Source organism: Flavobacterium sp. (assembly GCF_025352425.1).
In the GTDB taxonomy this organism is placed as follows: Bacteria; Bacteroidota; Bacteroidia; order Flavobacteriales; family Flavobacteriaceae; genus Flavobacterium.
Genome location: NZ_JANXTI010000010.1, coordinates 1 through 15304 on the forward strand (window position 1 = coordinate 1; position 15304 = coordinate 15304).

Annotated in this window: 13 protein-coding genes; 7 read left to right on the forward strand and 6 right to left on the reverse strand. The window is 37.0% G+C overall.

The window, feature by feature from the left end; genetic code table 11:
* The first annotated feature begins 175 nt into the window (after window positions 1–175).
* Window positions 176–2443 carry a catalase/peroxidase HPI gene (gene katG / locus Q0Q99_RS01335; protein WP_293890198.1) on the forward strand — a complete coding sequence of 756 codons (2268 nt, stop codon included), beginning with the start codon at window positions 176–178 and terminating at the stop codon, window positions 2441–2443.
* Window positions 2444–2483: 40 nt separating this feature from the next.
* Here katG and Q0Q99_RS01340 read toward each other — a convergent pair whose 3' ends face one another.
* Both Q0Q99_RS01340 and Q0Q99_RS01345 read right to left on the reverse strand, forming a co-directional pair.
* A complete protein-coding gene (locus Q0Q99_RS01340) occupies window positions 2484–2858 on the reverse strand; it encodes a DoxX family protein (protein ID WP_293890200.1) in 375 nt (124 codons plus the stop codon).
* 91 nt (window positions 2859–2949) lie between these two features.
* Window positions 2950–3840 (reverse strand): DUF4349 domain-containing protein, encoded by an 891-nt coding sequence (locus tag Q0Q99_RS01345; RefSeq protein ID WP_293890202.1) that lies wholly within the window; start codon window positions 3838–3840, stop codon window positions 2950–2952.
* Between the two features lie 211 nt (window positions 3841–4051).
* On the opposite strand from Q0Q99_RS01345, the gene Q0Q99_RS01350 reads away from it, so the two are divergent.
* From Q0Q99_RS01350 to Q0Q99_RS01360, 3 genes are read left to right on the forward strand one after another with little or no spacing between them, the layout of a single operon-like run.
* The gene (locus tag Q0Q99_RS01350) at window positions 4052–5335 is read left to right on the forward strand and encodes an anthranilate synthase component I family protein (RefSeq protein ID WP_293890204.1); all 1284 of its coding nucleotides are present in this window, start codon (window positions 4052–4054) and stop codon (window positions 5333–5335) included.
* A 22-nt stretch (window positions 5336–5357) separates the two neighbouring features.
* Window positions 5358–6668: a tRNA lysidine(34) synthetase TilS gene (gene tilS, locus Q0Q99_RS01355; RefSeq protein WP_293890206.1), complete on the forward strand. Its 1311-nt coding sequence runs from the start codon at window positions 5358–5360 to the stop codon at window positions 6666–6668.
* Entirely contained in the window at window positions 6668–8662 is a 1995-nt protein-coding gene (locus Q0Q99_RS01360) for a thioredoxin family protein (RefSeq protein ID WP_293890208.1), read from the forward strand. Before tilS ends, Q0Q99_RS01360 begins: the two co-directional genes overlap by 1 nt.
* A 20-nt stretch (window positions 8663–8682) precedes the next feature.
* On the opposite strand, the gene Q0Q99_RS01365 is transcribed toward Q0Q99_RS01360, so the two are convergent.
* Window positions 8683–9207, reverse strand: a complete 525-nt coding sequence (locus Q0Q99_RS01365) for a hypothetical protein (RefSeq protein WP_293890210.1) — start codon at window positions 9205–9207, stop codon at window positions 8683–8685.
* A 391-nt stretch (window positions 9208–9598) separates the two neighbouring features.
* On the opposite strand from Q0Q99_RS01365, the gene Q0Q99_RS01370 reads away from it, so the two are divergent.
* From Q0Q99_RS01370 to Q0Q99_RS01380, 3 genes are read left to right on the forward strand one after another with little or no spacing between them, the layout of a single operon-like run.
* Window positions 9599–11923 carry an ATP-dependent helicase gene (locus Q0Q99_RS01370; RefSeq protein WP_293890212.1) on the forward strand — a complete coding sequence of 775 codons (2325 nt, stop codon included), beginning with the start codon at window positions 9599–9601 and terminating at the stop codon, window positions 11921–11923.
* Between the two features lie 14 nt (window positions 11924–11937).
* A complete protein-coding gene (locus Q0Q99_RS01375; protein WP_293890214.1) occupies window positions 11938–12135 on the forward strand; it encodes a hypothetical protein in 198 nt (65 codons plus the stop codon).
* Window positions 12136–12140: 5 nt separating this feature from the next.
* Complete coding sequence (locus tag Q0Q99_RS01380; RefSeq protein ID WP_293890216.1) at window positions 12141–12761, forward strand: L-threonylcarbamoyladenylate synthase; 621 nt, start codon at window positions 12141–12143, stop codon at window positions 12759–12761.
* A 129-nt stretch (window positions 12762–12890) separates the two neighbouring features.
* Here Q0Q99_RS01380 and Q0Q99_RS01385 read toward each other — a convergent pair whose 3' ends face one another.
* From Q0Q99_RS01385 to Q0Q99_RS01395, 3 genes are all read right to left on the reverse strand, one after another.
* Window positions 12891–13727 carry an OmpA family protein gene (locus tag Q0Q99_RS01385; protein ID WP_293890218.1) on the reverse strand — a complete coding sequence of 279 codons (837 nt, stop codon included), beginning with the start codon at window positions 13725–13727 and terminating at the stop codon, window positions 12891–12893.
* Between the two features lie 83 nt (window positions 13728–13810).
* Window positions 13811–14806, reverse strand: coding sequence for a glycosyltransferase family 2 protein (locus tag Q0Q99_RS01390; protein WP_293890244.1), 996 nt, complete (start codon window positions 14804–14806; stop codon window positions 13811–13813).
* Window positions 14803–15267 carry a type I restriction enzyme HsdR N-terminal domain-containing protein gene (locus tag Q0Q99_RS01395; protein ID WP_293890246.1) on the reverse strand — a complete coding sequence of 155 codons (465 nt, stop codon included), beginning with the start codon at window positions 15265–15267 and terminating at the stop codon, window positions 14803–14805. Before Q0Q99_RS01395 ends, Q0Q99_RS01390 begins: the two co-directional genes overlap by 4 nt.
* Window positions 15268–15304 lie beyond the last annotated feature (37 nt).

Sequence of the window (15304 nt, forward strand, 5' to 3'; positions counted from 1 at the left end):
TTTTGCGACTTCAAGATACTGAATTTCAGTATCTTGACCAATATTTAATCAATTTATTTTTACTTTAAATAATTACACCCAACGGGTTAATATTTAATAAAAAACTATCAAGAGAAAAGAAGAAGAATCATTAGATTTGGAATATTAAAATAACTTAAACATAAATTATAACAGCATGGGAAATGATGCGTCTCAGGGTAAATGCCCTTTTAATAATGGAGCCTCAAAGCAAACAGCAGGTAGCGGAACCAGAAATACAGACTGGTGGCCTAATCAGTTAAAATTAAATGTACTGAGGCAGCATTCTTCGTTGTCTAATCCTATGGATGGTGATTTTAATTATAAGGAAGCCTTTAATAGTCTTGACCTTGAAGCTTTGAAGAACGATCTTCATGCGTTGATGACAGACTCACAAGACTGGTGGCCGGCAGACTTCGGGCATTACGGAGGTCTGTTCATACGGATGGCATGGCACAGTGCGGGAACATACAGAGTACAGGATGGACGAGGTGGCGGTGGCCAGGGACAACAACGTTTTGCGCCACTTAACAGTTGGCCGGATAATGTGAACCTCGACAAAGCACGTAGGTTATTATGGCCTGTCAAACAAAAATATGGACGTAAAATATCATGGGCCGATTTGATGATACTTGCCGGAAATGTTGCACTTGAATCAATGGGATTCAGGACCTTTGGTTTTGCCGGTGGACGTGAAGATGTATGGGAAGCAGATGAAGCAGTATACTGGGGTTCGGAGAAAACATGGCTCGGAAACGAAGACCGTTACAGTCATGGTGTTGAAGGCCTGGCTGAGCGTGGTGTGGTTTCATCAGATGAAAATCCGAAAGGGGAAATGCATTCCAAAGGTGATTTGGAAAACCCTCTTGCAGCTGCGCATATGGGATTGATTTATGTAAATCCCGAAGGTCCGGACGGTAATCCTGATCCTATCGCTGCAGCAAAAGATATCCGCGAAACGTTTGGTCGTATGGCAATGAACGATGAAGAAACGGTAGCTTTAATTGCTGGCGGACATACATTTGGTAAAACCCATGGAGCTGCTTCTTCCGATAATGTTGGAAAAGAACCTGAAGCTTTAGATTTAGAGCACCAAGGATTTGGATGGGTAAATCAACATGGAAGCGGTAGAGATAAAAATACTATTACCAGCGGACTTGAAGTGACCTGGACAAAAACACCGACGCAATGGAGCAATAACTTTTTTGAAAACCTTTTTGGCTTCGAATGGGAATTGACTAAAAGCCCAGCAGGTGCTCATCAATGGGTAGCCAAAAATGCAGAAGCAATTATTCCGGATGCTTTTGATGCTTCAAAAAAACATCTTCCAACGATGCTTACAACTGATCTTTCACTGAGGCTTGACCCGGCTTACGAAAAAATTTCCCGCCGCTTTCTTGAAAATCCAGACCAGTTTGCTGATGCATTTGCACGTGCCTGGTTTAAACTAACCCATCGTGACATGGGACCACGTGCACTTTATCTTGGGACAGATGTGCCACAGGAAGTATTGTTATGGCAGGATCCGATTCCGGCTGTTAATCATCTGCTAATTGATGCAAATGATATTGATTCGTTAAAAAGTAAAATTTTAGAATCAGGACTTTCTGTTTCCCAATTGGTATCGACTGCTTGGGCTTCTGCATCAACCTTTCGTGGTTCCGATAAACGTGGTGGCGCCAATGGTGCCCGAATCCGTCTAGCACCGCAAAAATACTGGCAGATAAACAATACGCCATTAATTACGGATACTTTGAGTAAACTGGAAAGTATTCAAAAAGCATTCAACGAATTTCAATCCGGTGACAAGAAAGTATCATTGGCTGACCTTATTGTTTTAGCTGGTTGTGCCGGAATTGAAAAGTCAGTCTCAGCTGCAGGGCAAAATATCACTGTTCCTTTTACAGCAGGGCGTATGGATGCAACTCAGGAAGAAACCGATGTTGAATCTTTCGCGCATTTAGAACCAAAAGCTGATGGATTCCGAAACTATCGTAAAAAGTCATCTGTACTTACCGAAGCATTGTTAATAGATAAAGCACAGTTGCTAACACTTACGGCGACTGAGCTCGCAGTTCTTGTTGGCGGAATGCGTGTATTGAATACGAATGTAGATGGTTCGGCAAATGGTGTCTTTACAAAAACTCGGGGACAATTGACTAATGATTTTTTCGTGAATCTTCTTGATATGAATACGACTTGGAAAGCAATATCAGAAGACAAGGAATTATATGAAGGCCTAGACCGTAACACCGGAGAACGTAAATGGATTGCAACTCGTGCTGATCTAGTATTTGGTTCGCATGCAGAATTAAGAGCTATTGCTGAAGTATATGGTAGTAGCGATGCTAAAGGCAAATTCGTAAAAGATTTTGTAGCAGCATGGGATAAAGTAATGAATCTTGACCGATTTGATTTAGTCTAGTTTAATTAATTCAAAAAAAGCCTCCAATGGGAGGCTTTTTTTATGGTGTAAACACAGTTTTATAATTATCCCAATAACGATAAATTAAAAATAAGTTTCCTAAAAAAATCGGAATCGCAATTGGTAAACCTTCCGGAGCCAAAAAATAATTAATTAATAAAATGTTTATTGTTATTGGTAAAATAATAATGTTAGCCAAAGTCACATATTTTCCAGTCACATACGATAAGCCGCAAAGCAATTCAATGGCTTTTGCCAGAGGCATTAGATAGGTAGAAGCTACCAACCCCAATTGAAAGGCTTTAAAATCTCCTGTAGTAACAGGCTCTGGAACAAGTTTCAAAAAGAAACTAATGGATGCAAATAGGAGCAAGAGCCCTATCAATACTCTGATAACGATGGTTGCGATTTTCATAATAGTTGAAGTTTTTGGTTAGCATATCAAAGTTAACAAAAAATACCAAAGGTTTTCGCCGATGGTATCTATTTTACTCTCAGGTTACTAACTATTGTTTTTTGACAAATTTTCTATAAGTAAAAATGCCTAAAACAGCGAGTAACAGCAATGCCCAAAGTTGTACTATGAATGCAATAATCGCTTCAAACATAAACCAACCTGTTTTTAGACTATCCCAAATCTGCAGTCCAATATGTGGTCTGTAGGCATTGATACTTTTTTCATTGGCTACAATTTCCTGCAAAACGCTTTCCCTTTGGTACAAATACAAAGTTACTGTACTATAATTTACCTGATCTTCCAAACTTAGATTCTGTAGAACAGTTTCATCGCTTTCAGTTTCTCTGCCAAGAACTTTATCCTCGGCATTTGTAATGTCATTTAGTTTTTTGCCTTTGGTATCAATACCTTTTTCCAATCGTTTTTGATGAGAAGCCAGTCTTTTTTGCGTCATTTTATTCGATAATAACTGCAGCGCTACATCATCTGCTTTTATCAATCGACTATCGAGAAAAGCAACTTCTTTGACCATTGATTTTAAAACAGTATCTAATTGTGTATTTGGGACACGAAGGGTGATGGTATTATCGACAGTAAATCGCGTTGTTTCGAGCGTGCTGTCCTGGCTGATTTTGGTTTCCGATTTTTCGTTGATGTTGCTTTTTAAATCGGTGAAAGTTATGAAGCCTCCATTTTTTGCTACAATGCTTTCAATCGCATAAGTAGATTTGGCAACATTTTTTACTTTGAATTTTAAATCCGCAGTTCTTACAAATTTTCGATTACTTTCTTTTTTCTCAACTGCTGCGTTAGAAGAGATTACAGCATTACCGTCAGCCGCAGCTTCAGCACTAGAATTTTCAAGCCCGTCAGCTTGTTTACACGCAAAGGCAAATCCGAAAAGGAGCAATGCCAAACCAAGTTTTGTTGTGTTTTTCATTTTACATTCATTTTACATTCATTTTAAATAGTTATTAATAGTTACAATTTCAATTTCAAAAAGTGAGTGTAGTTTTCCTATCAATAGTTTTAAAATGAATTTCTTGTTAAATGCTTTTGTTCTTACTAAAAAGCGTGCCAAAAATTTCAACTTGTTCCCTTCGACGACCAAATATTTTTATTGTAATTTTGAGTGCCATAAAAAACAGCCATTGAGAACTATAGTTGAAAAACAAATTGACAATACTGAAGTGTTCAAAAACCAATTACTACATTGGTCGCAACAGTTCAGGGAAGTAGTTTTTTTGGATTCAAACAATTATCATCAAAAGCAGTCTAGCTTTGACTGTGTATTGGCTGTTGACGCTTTTACTTCGATAAAAACAGATTATCAAAACGCTTTTGAAGATTTAAAACAATACCAGCAACAATCGAAAGATTGGCTATTTGGCTATTTGTCGTATGATTTAAAAAATGATGTAGAAGAATTCCATTCCAATAATTTTGATGGTTTGCACTTTCCCGATTTATTTTTCTTTCAGCCAAAGAAATTATTCCTGCTAAAAGGAAATCAGTTAGAAGTTCAGTATTTGCGATTATGTGATGATGAAATTGAAAGTGATTTTTTGGATGTACTACAAACCACAGGATTCATAACTCTGAGACCGGAAATCAAAATTGAACAAAGAATTTCAAAAGACGAATATGTTTCAAAAGTTAATAAGATGCTTAAATACATTCATCGTGGCGATATTTACGAAGCTAATTTCTGTATGGAATTCTACTCCGAAAATGCAACTGTTGAACCCATTGATATCTATCAAAAATTAAACACAATTTCCAAACCACCATTTGCTATATTCTTTAAAAATAATCAACAGTATTTGCTATGTGCGTCGCCCGAACGTTACCTGAGAAAGGAAGGAAACAAAGTCATTTCGCAACCCATAAAAGGAACAGCCAAACGTTTTTCGGAGGAAACTTTAGATAATAATTCAAAAAAAGAATTAGAACAAAACCCAAAAGAACGTTCCGAAAACATCATGATTGTCGATTTAGTCCGTAATGATTTATCACATACAGCCATAAAAGGAACCGTAGAAGTAGAAGAATTGTGCGTGATTTATACTTTCGAGCAAGTGCATCAAATGATTTCGACGGTTGTTTCTAATGTAGAAAATACAACATCGTTGGTAGAAATTCTCCGAACAACTTTTCCAATGGGAAGCATGACCGGTGCGCCAAAGATTTCAGCAATGAAAATAATAGAAGAACTCGAAGAATCGAAACGCGGCTTGTATAGTGGCGCGGTTGGCTATTTTACACCTGATAATGATTTCGATTTTAATGTCGTTATCCGAAGTATTCTGTATAATGCCAAAGAAAAGTATGTTTCGTTTTCGGTTGGAAGCGCTATTACTTCACAATCCAATCCCGAACATGAATACGAAGAATGTTTGTTGAAAGCCAAAGCCATGTTTGAAGTTTTGGGTTAAATTAAAATAACTACTTTTGAATATGCTCGTAAAATTTCAAAATCATATAAATGCAAATCTTCCTTTTCTAAAAGGAAAAAAACTCCTTTTGGCAACAAGTGGAGGCATTGACAGCATGGTTTTGTTGTACTTGTGTCATGAACTGAAGTTGGATATTAGGGTGGCACATTGCAATTTTCGACTACGTGGCGATGAAAGTGGCGAAGATGAAAAATTTGTGAAAGAGCAATGTGAAAAGATGGATGTTTTGTTATTTGTCAATCATTTCGACACTGAAAAATTTGCGGAACAACACAAATTATCCATTCAGGTTGTTGCCCGCAACCTCCGGTACGAATGGTTCAACACACTTTTGATCAATAACGATTACGATTATATTCTTACTGCTCATCATCTTGACGATAGTTTAGAAACCTTCTTAATCAATTTTACACGCGGTTCCGGATTGGACGGTTTGACGGGAATTCCCGAGCAAAACGGGAATATTGTTCGTCCGTTATTGCCATTTTCAAGAAATGAGATTGAGGCTTTTGCCAAAGAGAATAATCTTGAATGGCGCGAAGACAGCAGCAATGCTTCTGATAAATATTTGCGTAACAAATTACGTCACGATATAATTCCGCTGTTGAAAGAACTCAACCCAAGCTTATTGAATTCCTTTGAAAATACAATCTCAAATCTGAAGCAAGCTCAGACATTGGTTGATGATGCATCCCGCATTGTATATCGGAAAGTCGTCACCGACATTAATTTCCAAAAGAGAATAAATCTGACAGAGTTGATGCAGTTGACCAATTACCCTGCGTATTTGTATCAATGGCTCGAACCTTTTGGTTTTAGTGATTGGGATTCCATTAATGATTTAACCACAGCCCAATCAGGAAAGCAGATTCATTCGCAAAATTACACATTGCTCAAGGACAGGAATGAACTGATTGTTTTTCCAAAAACCGAAAGTGAAGAAACACGACAATTTTTAATTGAAAAGTTAGAAAAAGTAGTTAAATTTCCCTTAAAAATCACCTTTTGTAACGTAGACGACATTTCGGTACAGCCAAGTAATGTTATATTTGTCGACGAAGAAAAGCTTCAATATCCTTTAGAAATCCGAAAGTGGAAGGAAGGCGATGTGTTTTATCCGAATGGTATGAACGGAAAAAAGAAGCTTAGTAAATTTTTTAAAGATGAAAAGTTTTCCTTACCGGACAAATCAGATGCCTGGCTTTTATGTTCTGGTAATCAAATTGTTTGGGTTGTTGGAAAAAGACAGGACGAGCGATTTAAAGTTACTGAAGAGACATTAAAAATTTTAAAAATAAATTATACAGCCTAATGAAGAAAGTACTATTTTTTCTTTTGAGTTTTTTGGCATTTGCCAATTTGAGTGCCCAAATTGTAAAACCTGTAAAATGGTCAACCACGGTAGAGAAGCTATCTGACTCCGAATTCAATTTGGTAATGGAAGGAAAAATTGACGAAGGCTGGCATGTGTATTCTCAATTTACACCGGCCGACGGACCATTGCCGGCAGAATTTACATTCAAAAACGCAAAAGACAACTATGAGTTGGTTGGAAAAGTTAAGGAAAGTCCATATAAAAAAGAGTTCAGTGATATTTTTGGCGTAGACGAATATTTCTTTGAAAAGAGTGTAACCTTTACGCAGAAAGTAAAAATCCTTAATGCTAAACTGACTTCGATAAAGGGTAAAATTGATTACCAGGTGTGCAAACAGGCTTGTATAAACGACGTAATGCAGTTTACGTTTACAATTCCTGCGACAGAAGGTTCATCTGATACGGCTAAAAGCATTGATACAATTGCTTCAGGTAAACCGGCAGCCAACACCAACATTGGGCCACTAGTAAAAGCCCTTGCAGAAACTCCGTTAAAAGAAGAGAAGAAAGGACTTCTTACCATATTCATCCTTGCCTTGATTGGTGGAATTGCGGCAACGTTTACACCCTGCGTCTATCCAATGATTCCAATGACCGTAAGTTTCTTTTTGAAACAATCAAAAAATCCTTCAAGGGGAAGATTTAATGCTATTTTTTACGGAGCCTGTATTGTATTCATATGTTTTGCCTTGACGATTCCGTTTCACATTTTTGAAGGAATCAGCCGGGATATATTCTCTGAAATTTCTACAAACGTATATGTAAACATCTTTTTCTTTTTCATTTTCACAGTATTTGCAATATCATTCTTCGGTGCTTTTGAGATAACAATGCCGGGTAAGTTATCCAACAGGGCCGATAATGCTTCAAATAAGGAAGGGCTGGTTGGTATATTCTTCATGGCTTTGACGCTAATTATCGTTTCATTCTCATGTATTGGTCCTGCTCTGGGATTAGTATTTGGCACCTCATTAAATTCTGATGGTGGCGCGACAATACTATCGATTGCTATGCTGGGATTCGGGTTTGGATTGGCTTTGCCGTTTATGTTTTTTGCTTTGGCACCAGCGCTATTAGGTAATATGCCAAAATCCGGTGGCTGGCTGAATACCGTTAAAGTTGTTTTTGGTTTTGTCGAATTGGCTTTAGCTTTCAAATTCCTTTCAAATGCTGATATAGGACTGGATTTGCATTGGCTGCACCGCGAAGTTTTCATTGCGATCTGGATAGCGATTTTTGCCGCGTTGTCGCTGTATCTTTTTGGAAAAATAACATTGCCTCATGATAGCCCGCTTGCGCATATTTCTGTCGGAAGGTTGCTCCTGGCGATTTCCTCATTGGCATTTACAGTATATTTAATTCCGGGGCTTTGGGGTGCACCATTAAAACTAATCTCGGCTTTTCCTCCACCACAAACCTATAGCGAAAGTCCGCAGGGATTTGGCAGTAAAACTTCAGAATTAAAAGAAGATTTGCCTTTAGGTGCAGAACTGACTGTTCATAATCTGGTTTCTTTTACTGATTACAAAATGGGAGTTGAGTATGCTAAAAAAGTTAACAAGCCCATAATGATAGACTTTACAGGAAAACAATGTGTTAACTGCCGTTTGATGGAGAACAATGTCTGGTCTGACGAAAAGGTTTTGAAGATAATGAAGAATGATGTGGTTTTGATTTCGTTATATGGCGACGATAAAAAAGAATTGCCGCAAAACGAGCAATATGTCACGAAAGAAGGGAAAGAAATCAATACCATCGGAAAAAAATGGAGCGAATTCCAAATAACCCGATTCAATAATAATTCGCGGCCGCTATATGTTCTTTTGGATTTGAATGAAAAAGAACTGAATACACCTGTAGCTTATACCCCAGACATAAGTGATTACTTGGTGTGGCTAAAGGACGGTATTTCAAAGTTCAACAAAAAATAAAAAACCAACCGCGGCTTTTTTTATCCTAAAACGTCAGCGACTTCATTCTTCAAATAACTCAAAGCTACTGTGCTTGCTGATTGTCCATCAAGCATATTGCTTAAAATCTTTTCCCTGAATTGACCCGCAGTAGTAATGGTTTCATCCAAAGCTGTCTTTCTGATATTTTGGATGATTGTGTTTTTGGCAGTCAAAAGCATCGTCCAAAGTTCGTTCGTGATATATACCTGTTGGGTGATGTTGTGCTCGTATTCCTGCTCAATATGATGAATCAGCAGGTTTTGATAATCCACTTTATTTTCACTCAATGGCGCCACACGAATCAGCAACTTCGGAGGATTGATTCGTTCCAAGAACAAAGCGAGTCTTTCATACGCCTGCAAGCGCAAGGGTAACGAATGTTTCTGATTTTCTCTTTGCAACAACCAGCGTCTTGTATTTTGTTGATCTTTAAAGTAATTATCAAACAAATAATACGCTACAGCACCAGTTATAAGTGAAGGAACAGCATACATCAGTAATTCTAAAATTTTATCTGAATTCATGGATAAACAATATAAATTGGTCACAAATATAATAGAATAACCCCAAATAAGAGGCCTTCAAGCGCAAATTTGGTCTATGTAAGCCCAGTGTTTATGTCCGACACCCCAAAATATACGTCCGACTACCTCAAATTTGACGTCTCTAACCCCAAAATATACGTCTGACTTCGCCAAATTTGATGTCCGTGATGCCAAGTTTTATATTCCGGACGTCAACGTTGGTGTTTTTCAGTTCATTTTACCATTGGCGTAGCATAATTTACTTTTATTCTGTTGATAATTAGCCAAAATTATGATTGCAATTCAGGTTTAGTAACGTTAAATTTGTTCGCAAAGTTTCTTATTACTTTTGAAACTTTGCAACTCTGATACTTAGCGACTTTTAAAAAAAATGCAACACTACATTTCCCAGCTTAACGAAGCCCAACAAGAACCTGTTTATCAAAAAGATGGACCGATGATTATTATTGCTGGCGCCGGTTCGGGAAAAACCCGTGTGCTGACGGTTCGTATTTCGTATTTAATGAGTTTGGGTGTGGATGCGTTTAATATTCTGGCGTTGACTTTTACCAACAAAGCGGCACGCGAAATGAAAAAACGTATTGCGGATATTGTGGGAACCAATGAAGCCAAAAATCTTTGGATGGGAACGTTTCACTCCGTGTTTGCCCGAATTCTGAGAAGCGAAGCCGATAAATTGGGTTTTCCGTCTAACTTCACAATTTATGATACGCAGGACAGTGTTCGGTTGATTTCCGCAATTATCAAGGAAATGCAATTAGACAAAGATATCTACAAACCAAAGCAAGTTTTGGGCAGGATATCATCGTATAAAAATTCATTAATTACAGTAAAAGCTTATCTAAACAATCCCGAATTACAAGAGCAGGACGCGATGAGTAAAAAGCCTCGTTTGGGCGAAATCTACGCTAATTATGTTGACCGATGTTTCAAAAGCGGCGCCATGGATTTTGATGATTTGCTGTTAAAAACAAATGAACTGTTGAATCGTTTTCCGGATGTGCTGGCAAAATATCAGGACCGATTTCGATACATTTTGGTTGATGAGTATCAGGATACCAACCATTCACAATATTTGATTGTGCGCGCGTTGAGTGACAGGTTTCAAAATATTTGCGTTGTTGGTGATGATGCACAAAGTATTTATGCTTTCCGTGGTGCCAATATCAATAACATACTCAACTTCCAGAAGGATTATGAAAATGTAAAAACCTATCGCTTAGAACAGAATTATCGTTCTACGAAAAATATTGTAGAAGCTGCGAATTCAATTATCGATAAAAATAAAACCAAACTCGATAAAGTGGTGTGGACAGCTAATGATTATGGTGCGAAAATAAAAGTACATCGCAGTATTACAGATGGTGAAGAAGGACGATTTGTTGCAGGTGAAATCTTTGAACAAAAGATGCGTAATCAAATGATGAACGGGCAGTTTGCTATTTTGTATCGAACCAATGCGCAATCCCGCGCCATGGAAGACGCTTTACGCAAACGTGATATTCCGTATCGAATTTATGGTGGTTTGTCTTTTTATCAAAGAAAGGAAATTAAAGATGTTTTGTGTTATCTGCGATTGGTTATTAATCCAAAAGATGAAGAAGCCTTGGTTCGTGTAATAAATTATCCGGCACGTGGAATTGGAGATACAACGGTTGAAAAACTTACGGTTGCGGCTAATCATTATAAACGTTCCATTTTTGAAGTAATGGAAAATATTGATAAAATCGATTTAAAATTAAACTCGGGAACCAAACAAAAACTGGAAGATTTTGTGACGATGATTAAGAGTTTTCAAATCATTAATGAACAACAGGATGCGTTTGTATTAACCGAACATGTTGCCAAAAAAACAGGGTTAATACAGGAACTCAAAAAAGACGGAACTCCTGAAGGCATTGCCCGAATAGAGAATATCGAAACTTTAATGGGAGGTATCAAAGATTTCATCGAAGGTCAAAGAGAAATTGATGGCGCTCGTGGTGCTTTATCTGAATTCATGGAAGATGTGGCATTGGCAACCGATTTAGACCGCGATACCGGCGATGATGATAGAGTGGCGCTGATGACGATTCATTTAGCAAAAGGATTAGAATTTCCGTATGTTTTTGTGGTCGGAATGGAAGAGGATTTGTTTCCGAGTGCGATGAGTATGAATACGAGAAGTGAACTCGAAGAAGAACGAAGATTATTCTATGTGGCCTTAACCCGTGCCGAGCATCAGGCGTATTTAACTTACGCACAGTCGCGTTACCGTTGGGGAAAATTAGTTGATAGCGAACCTTCCCGTTTTATTGAAGAAATAAAAGAGGAATACCTGGAATATATTAATCCGATGGATACAAGTTACCGTTATAAACCAACCATTGATTTGGATATTTTTGGTGATATTGATAAGTCCAGATTACGACAAGCCAAACCAACAGCAGGAACGCCACCAAAAAAATATGGAGAAGAAACGGTTTCTTCGGCGAATATCCGTAAATTGAAACCAATTGGCAATGCGCCAAGTAACACCAATTTGTTTGACAGCAAGTTAACCATTGGAAATGTTGTAATTCACGAACGTTTTGGAAAAGGAGAAGTTGTAAGTCTGGAAGGCGCGGGCGCAGATAAAAAGGCAGAAATTAAATTTGAAGTTGGCGGCATTAAAAAACTGCTTTTGAGATTTGCGAAATTGGAAATAATTGGATAAAGACATTTGAAAATATGGAAAAACTAAAAACTAATTGGAAACTTGTAATTTACTGGTTTGTTTCAATGTCGCTTATGAATGTCTATATCATTCCAAAATTTATTAACGATGAGCCAATTACCAACAAAAGAATCATAATTGGCGTTGTAGTTTCGCTTATAATCTCGTTGATAATGGGAACATTGATAACCCCAAAATCAGAGGATAAATAGCATACATGGCTGAATTCATAAAAATATACGAAGACAATCCAAACGAAGCTGCTATAAAAAAAGTAGTTGATGTTTTAAAAAATGGTGGCTTGGTAATTTATCCCACAGATACAGTTTATGGTTTGGGTTGCGATATTACTAATACAAAAGCATTGGAACGCATTGCCAAAATAAAAGGTATCAAACTGGAGAAAGCCAATTTCTCTTTCGTTTGCAGCGATTTGAGCAATTTATCAGATTATGTTAAGCAAATTGACACGGCAACTTTTAAAATTCTGAAAAGAACCTTGCCGGGACCTTATACTTTTATTTTGCCTGGTAATAACGATTTGCCAAAAGAATTCCGAAAAAAGAAAACGGTAGGGATTAGAATTCCCGATAATAATATTGCTATATGCATAGTAAAAATGCTGGGTAATCCAATTGTATCAACATCTATCCATGATGATGATGAAGTATTGGAATATTCCACAGACCCTGAATTAATTTTTGAAAAATGGCAGCACTTGGTTGACTTAGTCATTGATGGTGGTTACGGAGACAATGTTGGTTCCACCATTATTGATTTATCCGGTTACGAACCTGTTATTATCCGTGAAGGGAAAGGTAATCCGGATATTTTTTAAAAGAAAATAGCCCTTCGACTGCGCTCAGGGTGACAAGAGAATAAAGAATATAGAAGTTCTCATTCAATAAAAAACGTCCTGATTTCTCGGGACGTTTTGTCTTTTATCTATTTTCTTTTTCTGAACAGATTATTGTTTCTGTTTCTTCATTTCTTTTTCAATCATATCGTAGAACTCATCAATTTTTGGTAAAACCACAATACGAGTTCTTCTGTTTTTAGCTCTGTTATCGGCTGAATTGTTATCTACTAAAGGAATAAATTCACTTCTTCCAGCCGCAATTAATTGTGATGGTTTTACGCCTAAATCATTCGTCAATACTCTAACAATAGCGGTTGAACGTTTCACACTCAAATCCCAGTTGTCTAACAAAATTGCATTTCCGGTAAATGGTACATTATCAGTATGTCCTTCAACCATACATTCAAATGTTGGACGGCTATTGATAACTTTGGCAACTTTGCCTAGAACTTCTTTTGCTCTGTCGCTTACTACATAGCTACCGCTTTTGAATAATAATTTGTCAGCAATAGATATGAAAACAACACCTTTTTCTACGTTGATTTCAATGTCTGGGTCAGAAATACCAACGGAGCTTTTTAAGCTTGTAACCAAAGCCAATGTGACACTGTCTTTTTTAGTTAAAGCATCCTGAAGACGAGATATTTTAAGATCTTTTTCTTTTAAACTTTCCAATGATTTTTCCAGGTTTTGAGCACCTTTGGTAGTTAATACAGTCAAATCTTTGGAGTTGCTGATTAAATCTGAATTATTTTGTTTCAGGTAATCATTTTGTTTAGACATTGCCTCTTTTTCAGAAAGACACAAGTTTAATTTAACGGTAGTTGAATTCAATAAATCTTGACATTCTTTGTTTTGTGCTTCTAAAGCAGCAATCTTTTTCTTGGTGCCACACGATGTTAGTGTAAGCATTACTAACGAAAGTGCAAAAATTACTTTTCTCATGAGTTTAGGTGATTTAATTTTAACAAAAGTACGGATTATTTTAGTTTTTAAGAGTATAACAGAATGATAAACTCTTGTTAAAATTACTTTTCAAAAATGGTGCCGTTTTTTATGAAGTAGCGGTATACAATGCTTTGCGAATGATAATACGTATTTAATTGGGATTCTTTTCGTTTTTTTAACGTTTTGTTAATCAGAGTGTAAAATGCAAAATGTGCTTTTATAATTGCCCAACAATGAATAAATTTCCCTTTAAAAATAAATTGAATTCCCGCAATGCCATCGAGGAGGATACGCACAAAGAGAATAGGAACCAATTTGTTTTCGGGTAAATTTTTGGTTAGCATCAATAGAGAATTCCTGAAATTAAGGAACGTTTTTTTTGGATTGCTCTCGTGCAAGGTAGCACCGCCAACATGATAAACTACAGATTCTGAGGTGTATTTGGCTTTAAAGCCCAAATTAAAAACGCGCCAACACAAATCAATTTCCTCCTGATGCGCAAAGAAATCCTTATCAAAACCGCCTAATTTTCTGTAAACTTCTTTTCGGATAAAAAAACAGGCGCCACTTGCCCAAAAGATGTCCGACTCGTCATCGTATTGCCCTTGATCTTTTTCTATCGTTTCAAAAATACGTCCTCTGCAATAAGGATAACCATATTGGTCAATAAAACCTCCCGCGGCACCGGCGTATTCAAAGTAAACTTTGTTTTTATAATCCAAAATTTTTGGTTGGATTATTCCAATAGCAGCCTGAGCATCGAAGATAGAAATAATAGGAGTAAGCCAGTTTTCAGTAACTTCAACATCCGAATTTACGAGAGCGTAGTATTCTTCCTCAACCTGTTGAAGTGCCAGATTGTACCCTTTGGCAAAACCATAATTCCCATCATTCTGAATAATTGTTATTGAAGGAAACTTTTCTTTTACAACTGCAATCGAATTATCGGTAGAGTCATTGTCAGCGACATAAATTTTTGCTTCATCGGAATAGGCGACCACCGAAGGCAAAAACTGCTCCAACAGCTCAGCACCGTTCCAATTCAATATTACTACAGCAATCTTCTTATCTATCATCTATTATCTATTCGTCTATCATCTAAATCCGGTAATTCTTTTAGAAAAACATACTGCTCTTTCTCAAAATCCATTTGGCAAAAGTAATGATTTAGTCCGTTGGTTACCATCAGATACTCCGCGTTAAGTTTCAGGTTATAACGGGCAATTTGATCAAAGGTTTCCTGTGTAATTTTTATTTCGGGCGCTTTGCATTCTATCAGTAAAAATATTGTTCCATCTGGCCGAAATACAACTATATCGTAGCGTTTTATTCTATCATTTATCTTAATGAGTTTCTCAATATTAAGATATGATTTTGGATATTTTTTCTCTTGGAGCAAAAACTGAATGGTGTTTTGACGCACCCATTCTTCGGGAGTAAGCTGGATAAATTTTTTCCGGATGTCATCAAAAATTGACACTTTATTTTCACTATTTTTGAAGCGAAACGAAAAGGACGGAAAATTCAGTTTTTGCATGAAGCAAATCTATTGTCAAATAAACGAATAACCAAAT

What these genes read in the sequence shown, in the direction of transcription:
- katG (WP_293890198.1), top strand. Translation starts at nt 176, where the DNA reads ATGGGAAATGATGCGTCTCAGGGTAAATGCCCTTTTAATAATGGAGCC.
- Q0Q99_RS01340 (WP_293890200.1), bottom strand. Translation starts at nt 2,858, where the DNA reads ATGAAAATCGCAACCATCGTTATCAGAGTATTGATAGGGCTCTTGCTC.
- Q0Q99_RS01345 (WP_293890202.1), bottom strand. Translation starts at nt 3,840, where the DNA reads ATGAAAAACACAACAAAACTTGGTTTGGCATTGCTCCTTTTCGGATTT.
- tilS (WP_293890206.1), top strand. Translation starts at nt 5,358, where the DNA reads ATGCTCGTAAAATTTCAAAATCATATAAATGCAAATCTTCCTTTTCTA.
- Q0Q99_RS01360 (WP_293890208.1), top strand. Translation starts at nt 6,668, where the DNA reads ATGAAGAAAGTACTATTTTTTCTTTTGAGTTTTTTGGCATTTGCCAAT.
- Q0Q99_RS01365 (WP_293890210.1), bottom strand. Translation starts at nt 9,207, where the DNA reads ATGAATTCAGATAAAATTTTAGAATTACTGATGTATGCTGTTCCTTCA.
- Q0Q99_RS01370 (WP_293890212.1), top strand. Translation starts at nt 9,599, where the DNA reads ATGCAACACTACATTTCCCAGCTTAACGAAGCCCAACAAGAACCTGTT.
- Q0Q99_RS01375 (WP_293890214.1), top strand. Translation starts at nt 11,938, where the DNA reads ATGGAAAAACTAAAAACTAATTGGAAACTTGTAATTTACTGGTTTGTT.
- Q0Q99_RS01380 (WP_293890216.1), top strand. Translation starts at nt 12,141, where the DNA reads ATGGCTGAATTCATAAAAATATACGAAGACAATCCAAACGAAGCTGCT.
- Q0Q99_RS01385 (WP_293890218.1), bottom strand. Translation starts at nt 13,727, where the DNA reads ATGAGAAAAGTAATTTTTGCACTTTCGTTAGTAATGCTTACACTAACA.
- Q0Q99_RS01390 (WP_293890244.1), bottom strand. Translation starts at nt 14,806, where the DNA reads ATGATAGATAAGAAGATTGCTGTAGTAATATTGAATTGGAACGGTGCT.
- Q0Q99_RS01395 (WP_293890246.1), bottom strand. Translation starts at nt 15,267, where the DNA reads ATGCAAAAACTGAATTTTCCGTCCTTTTCGTTTCGCTTCAAAAATAGT.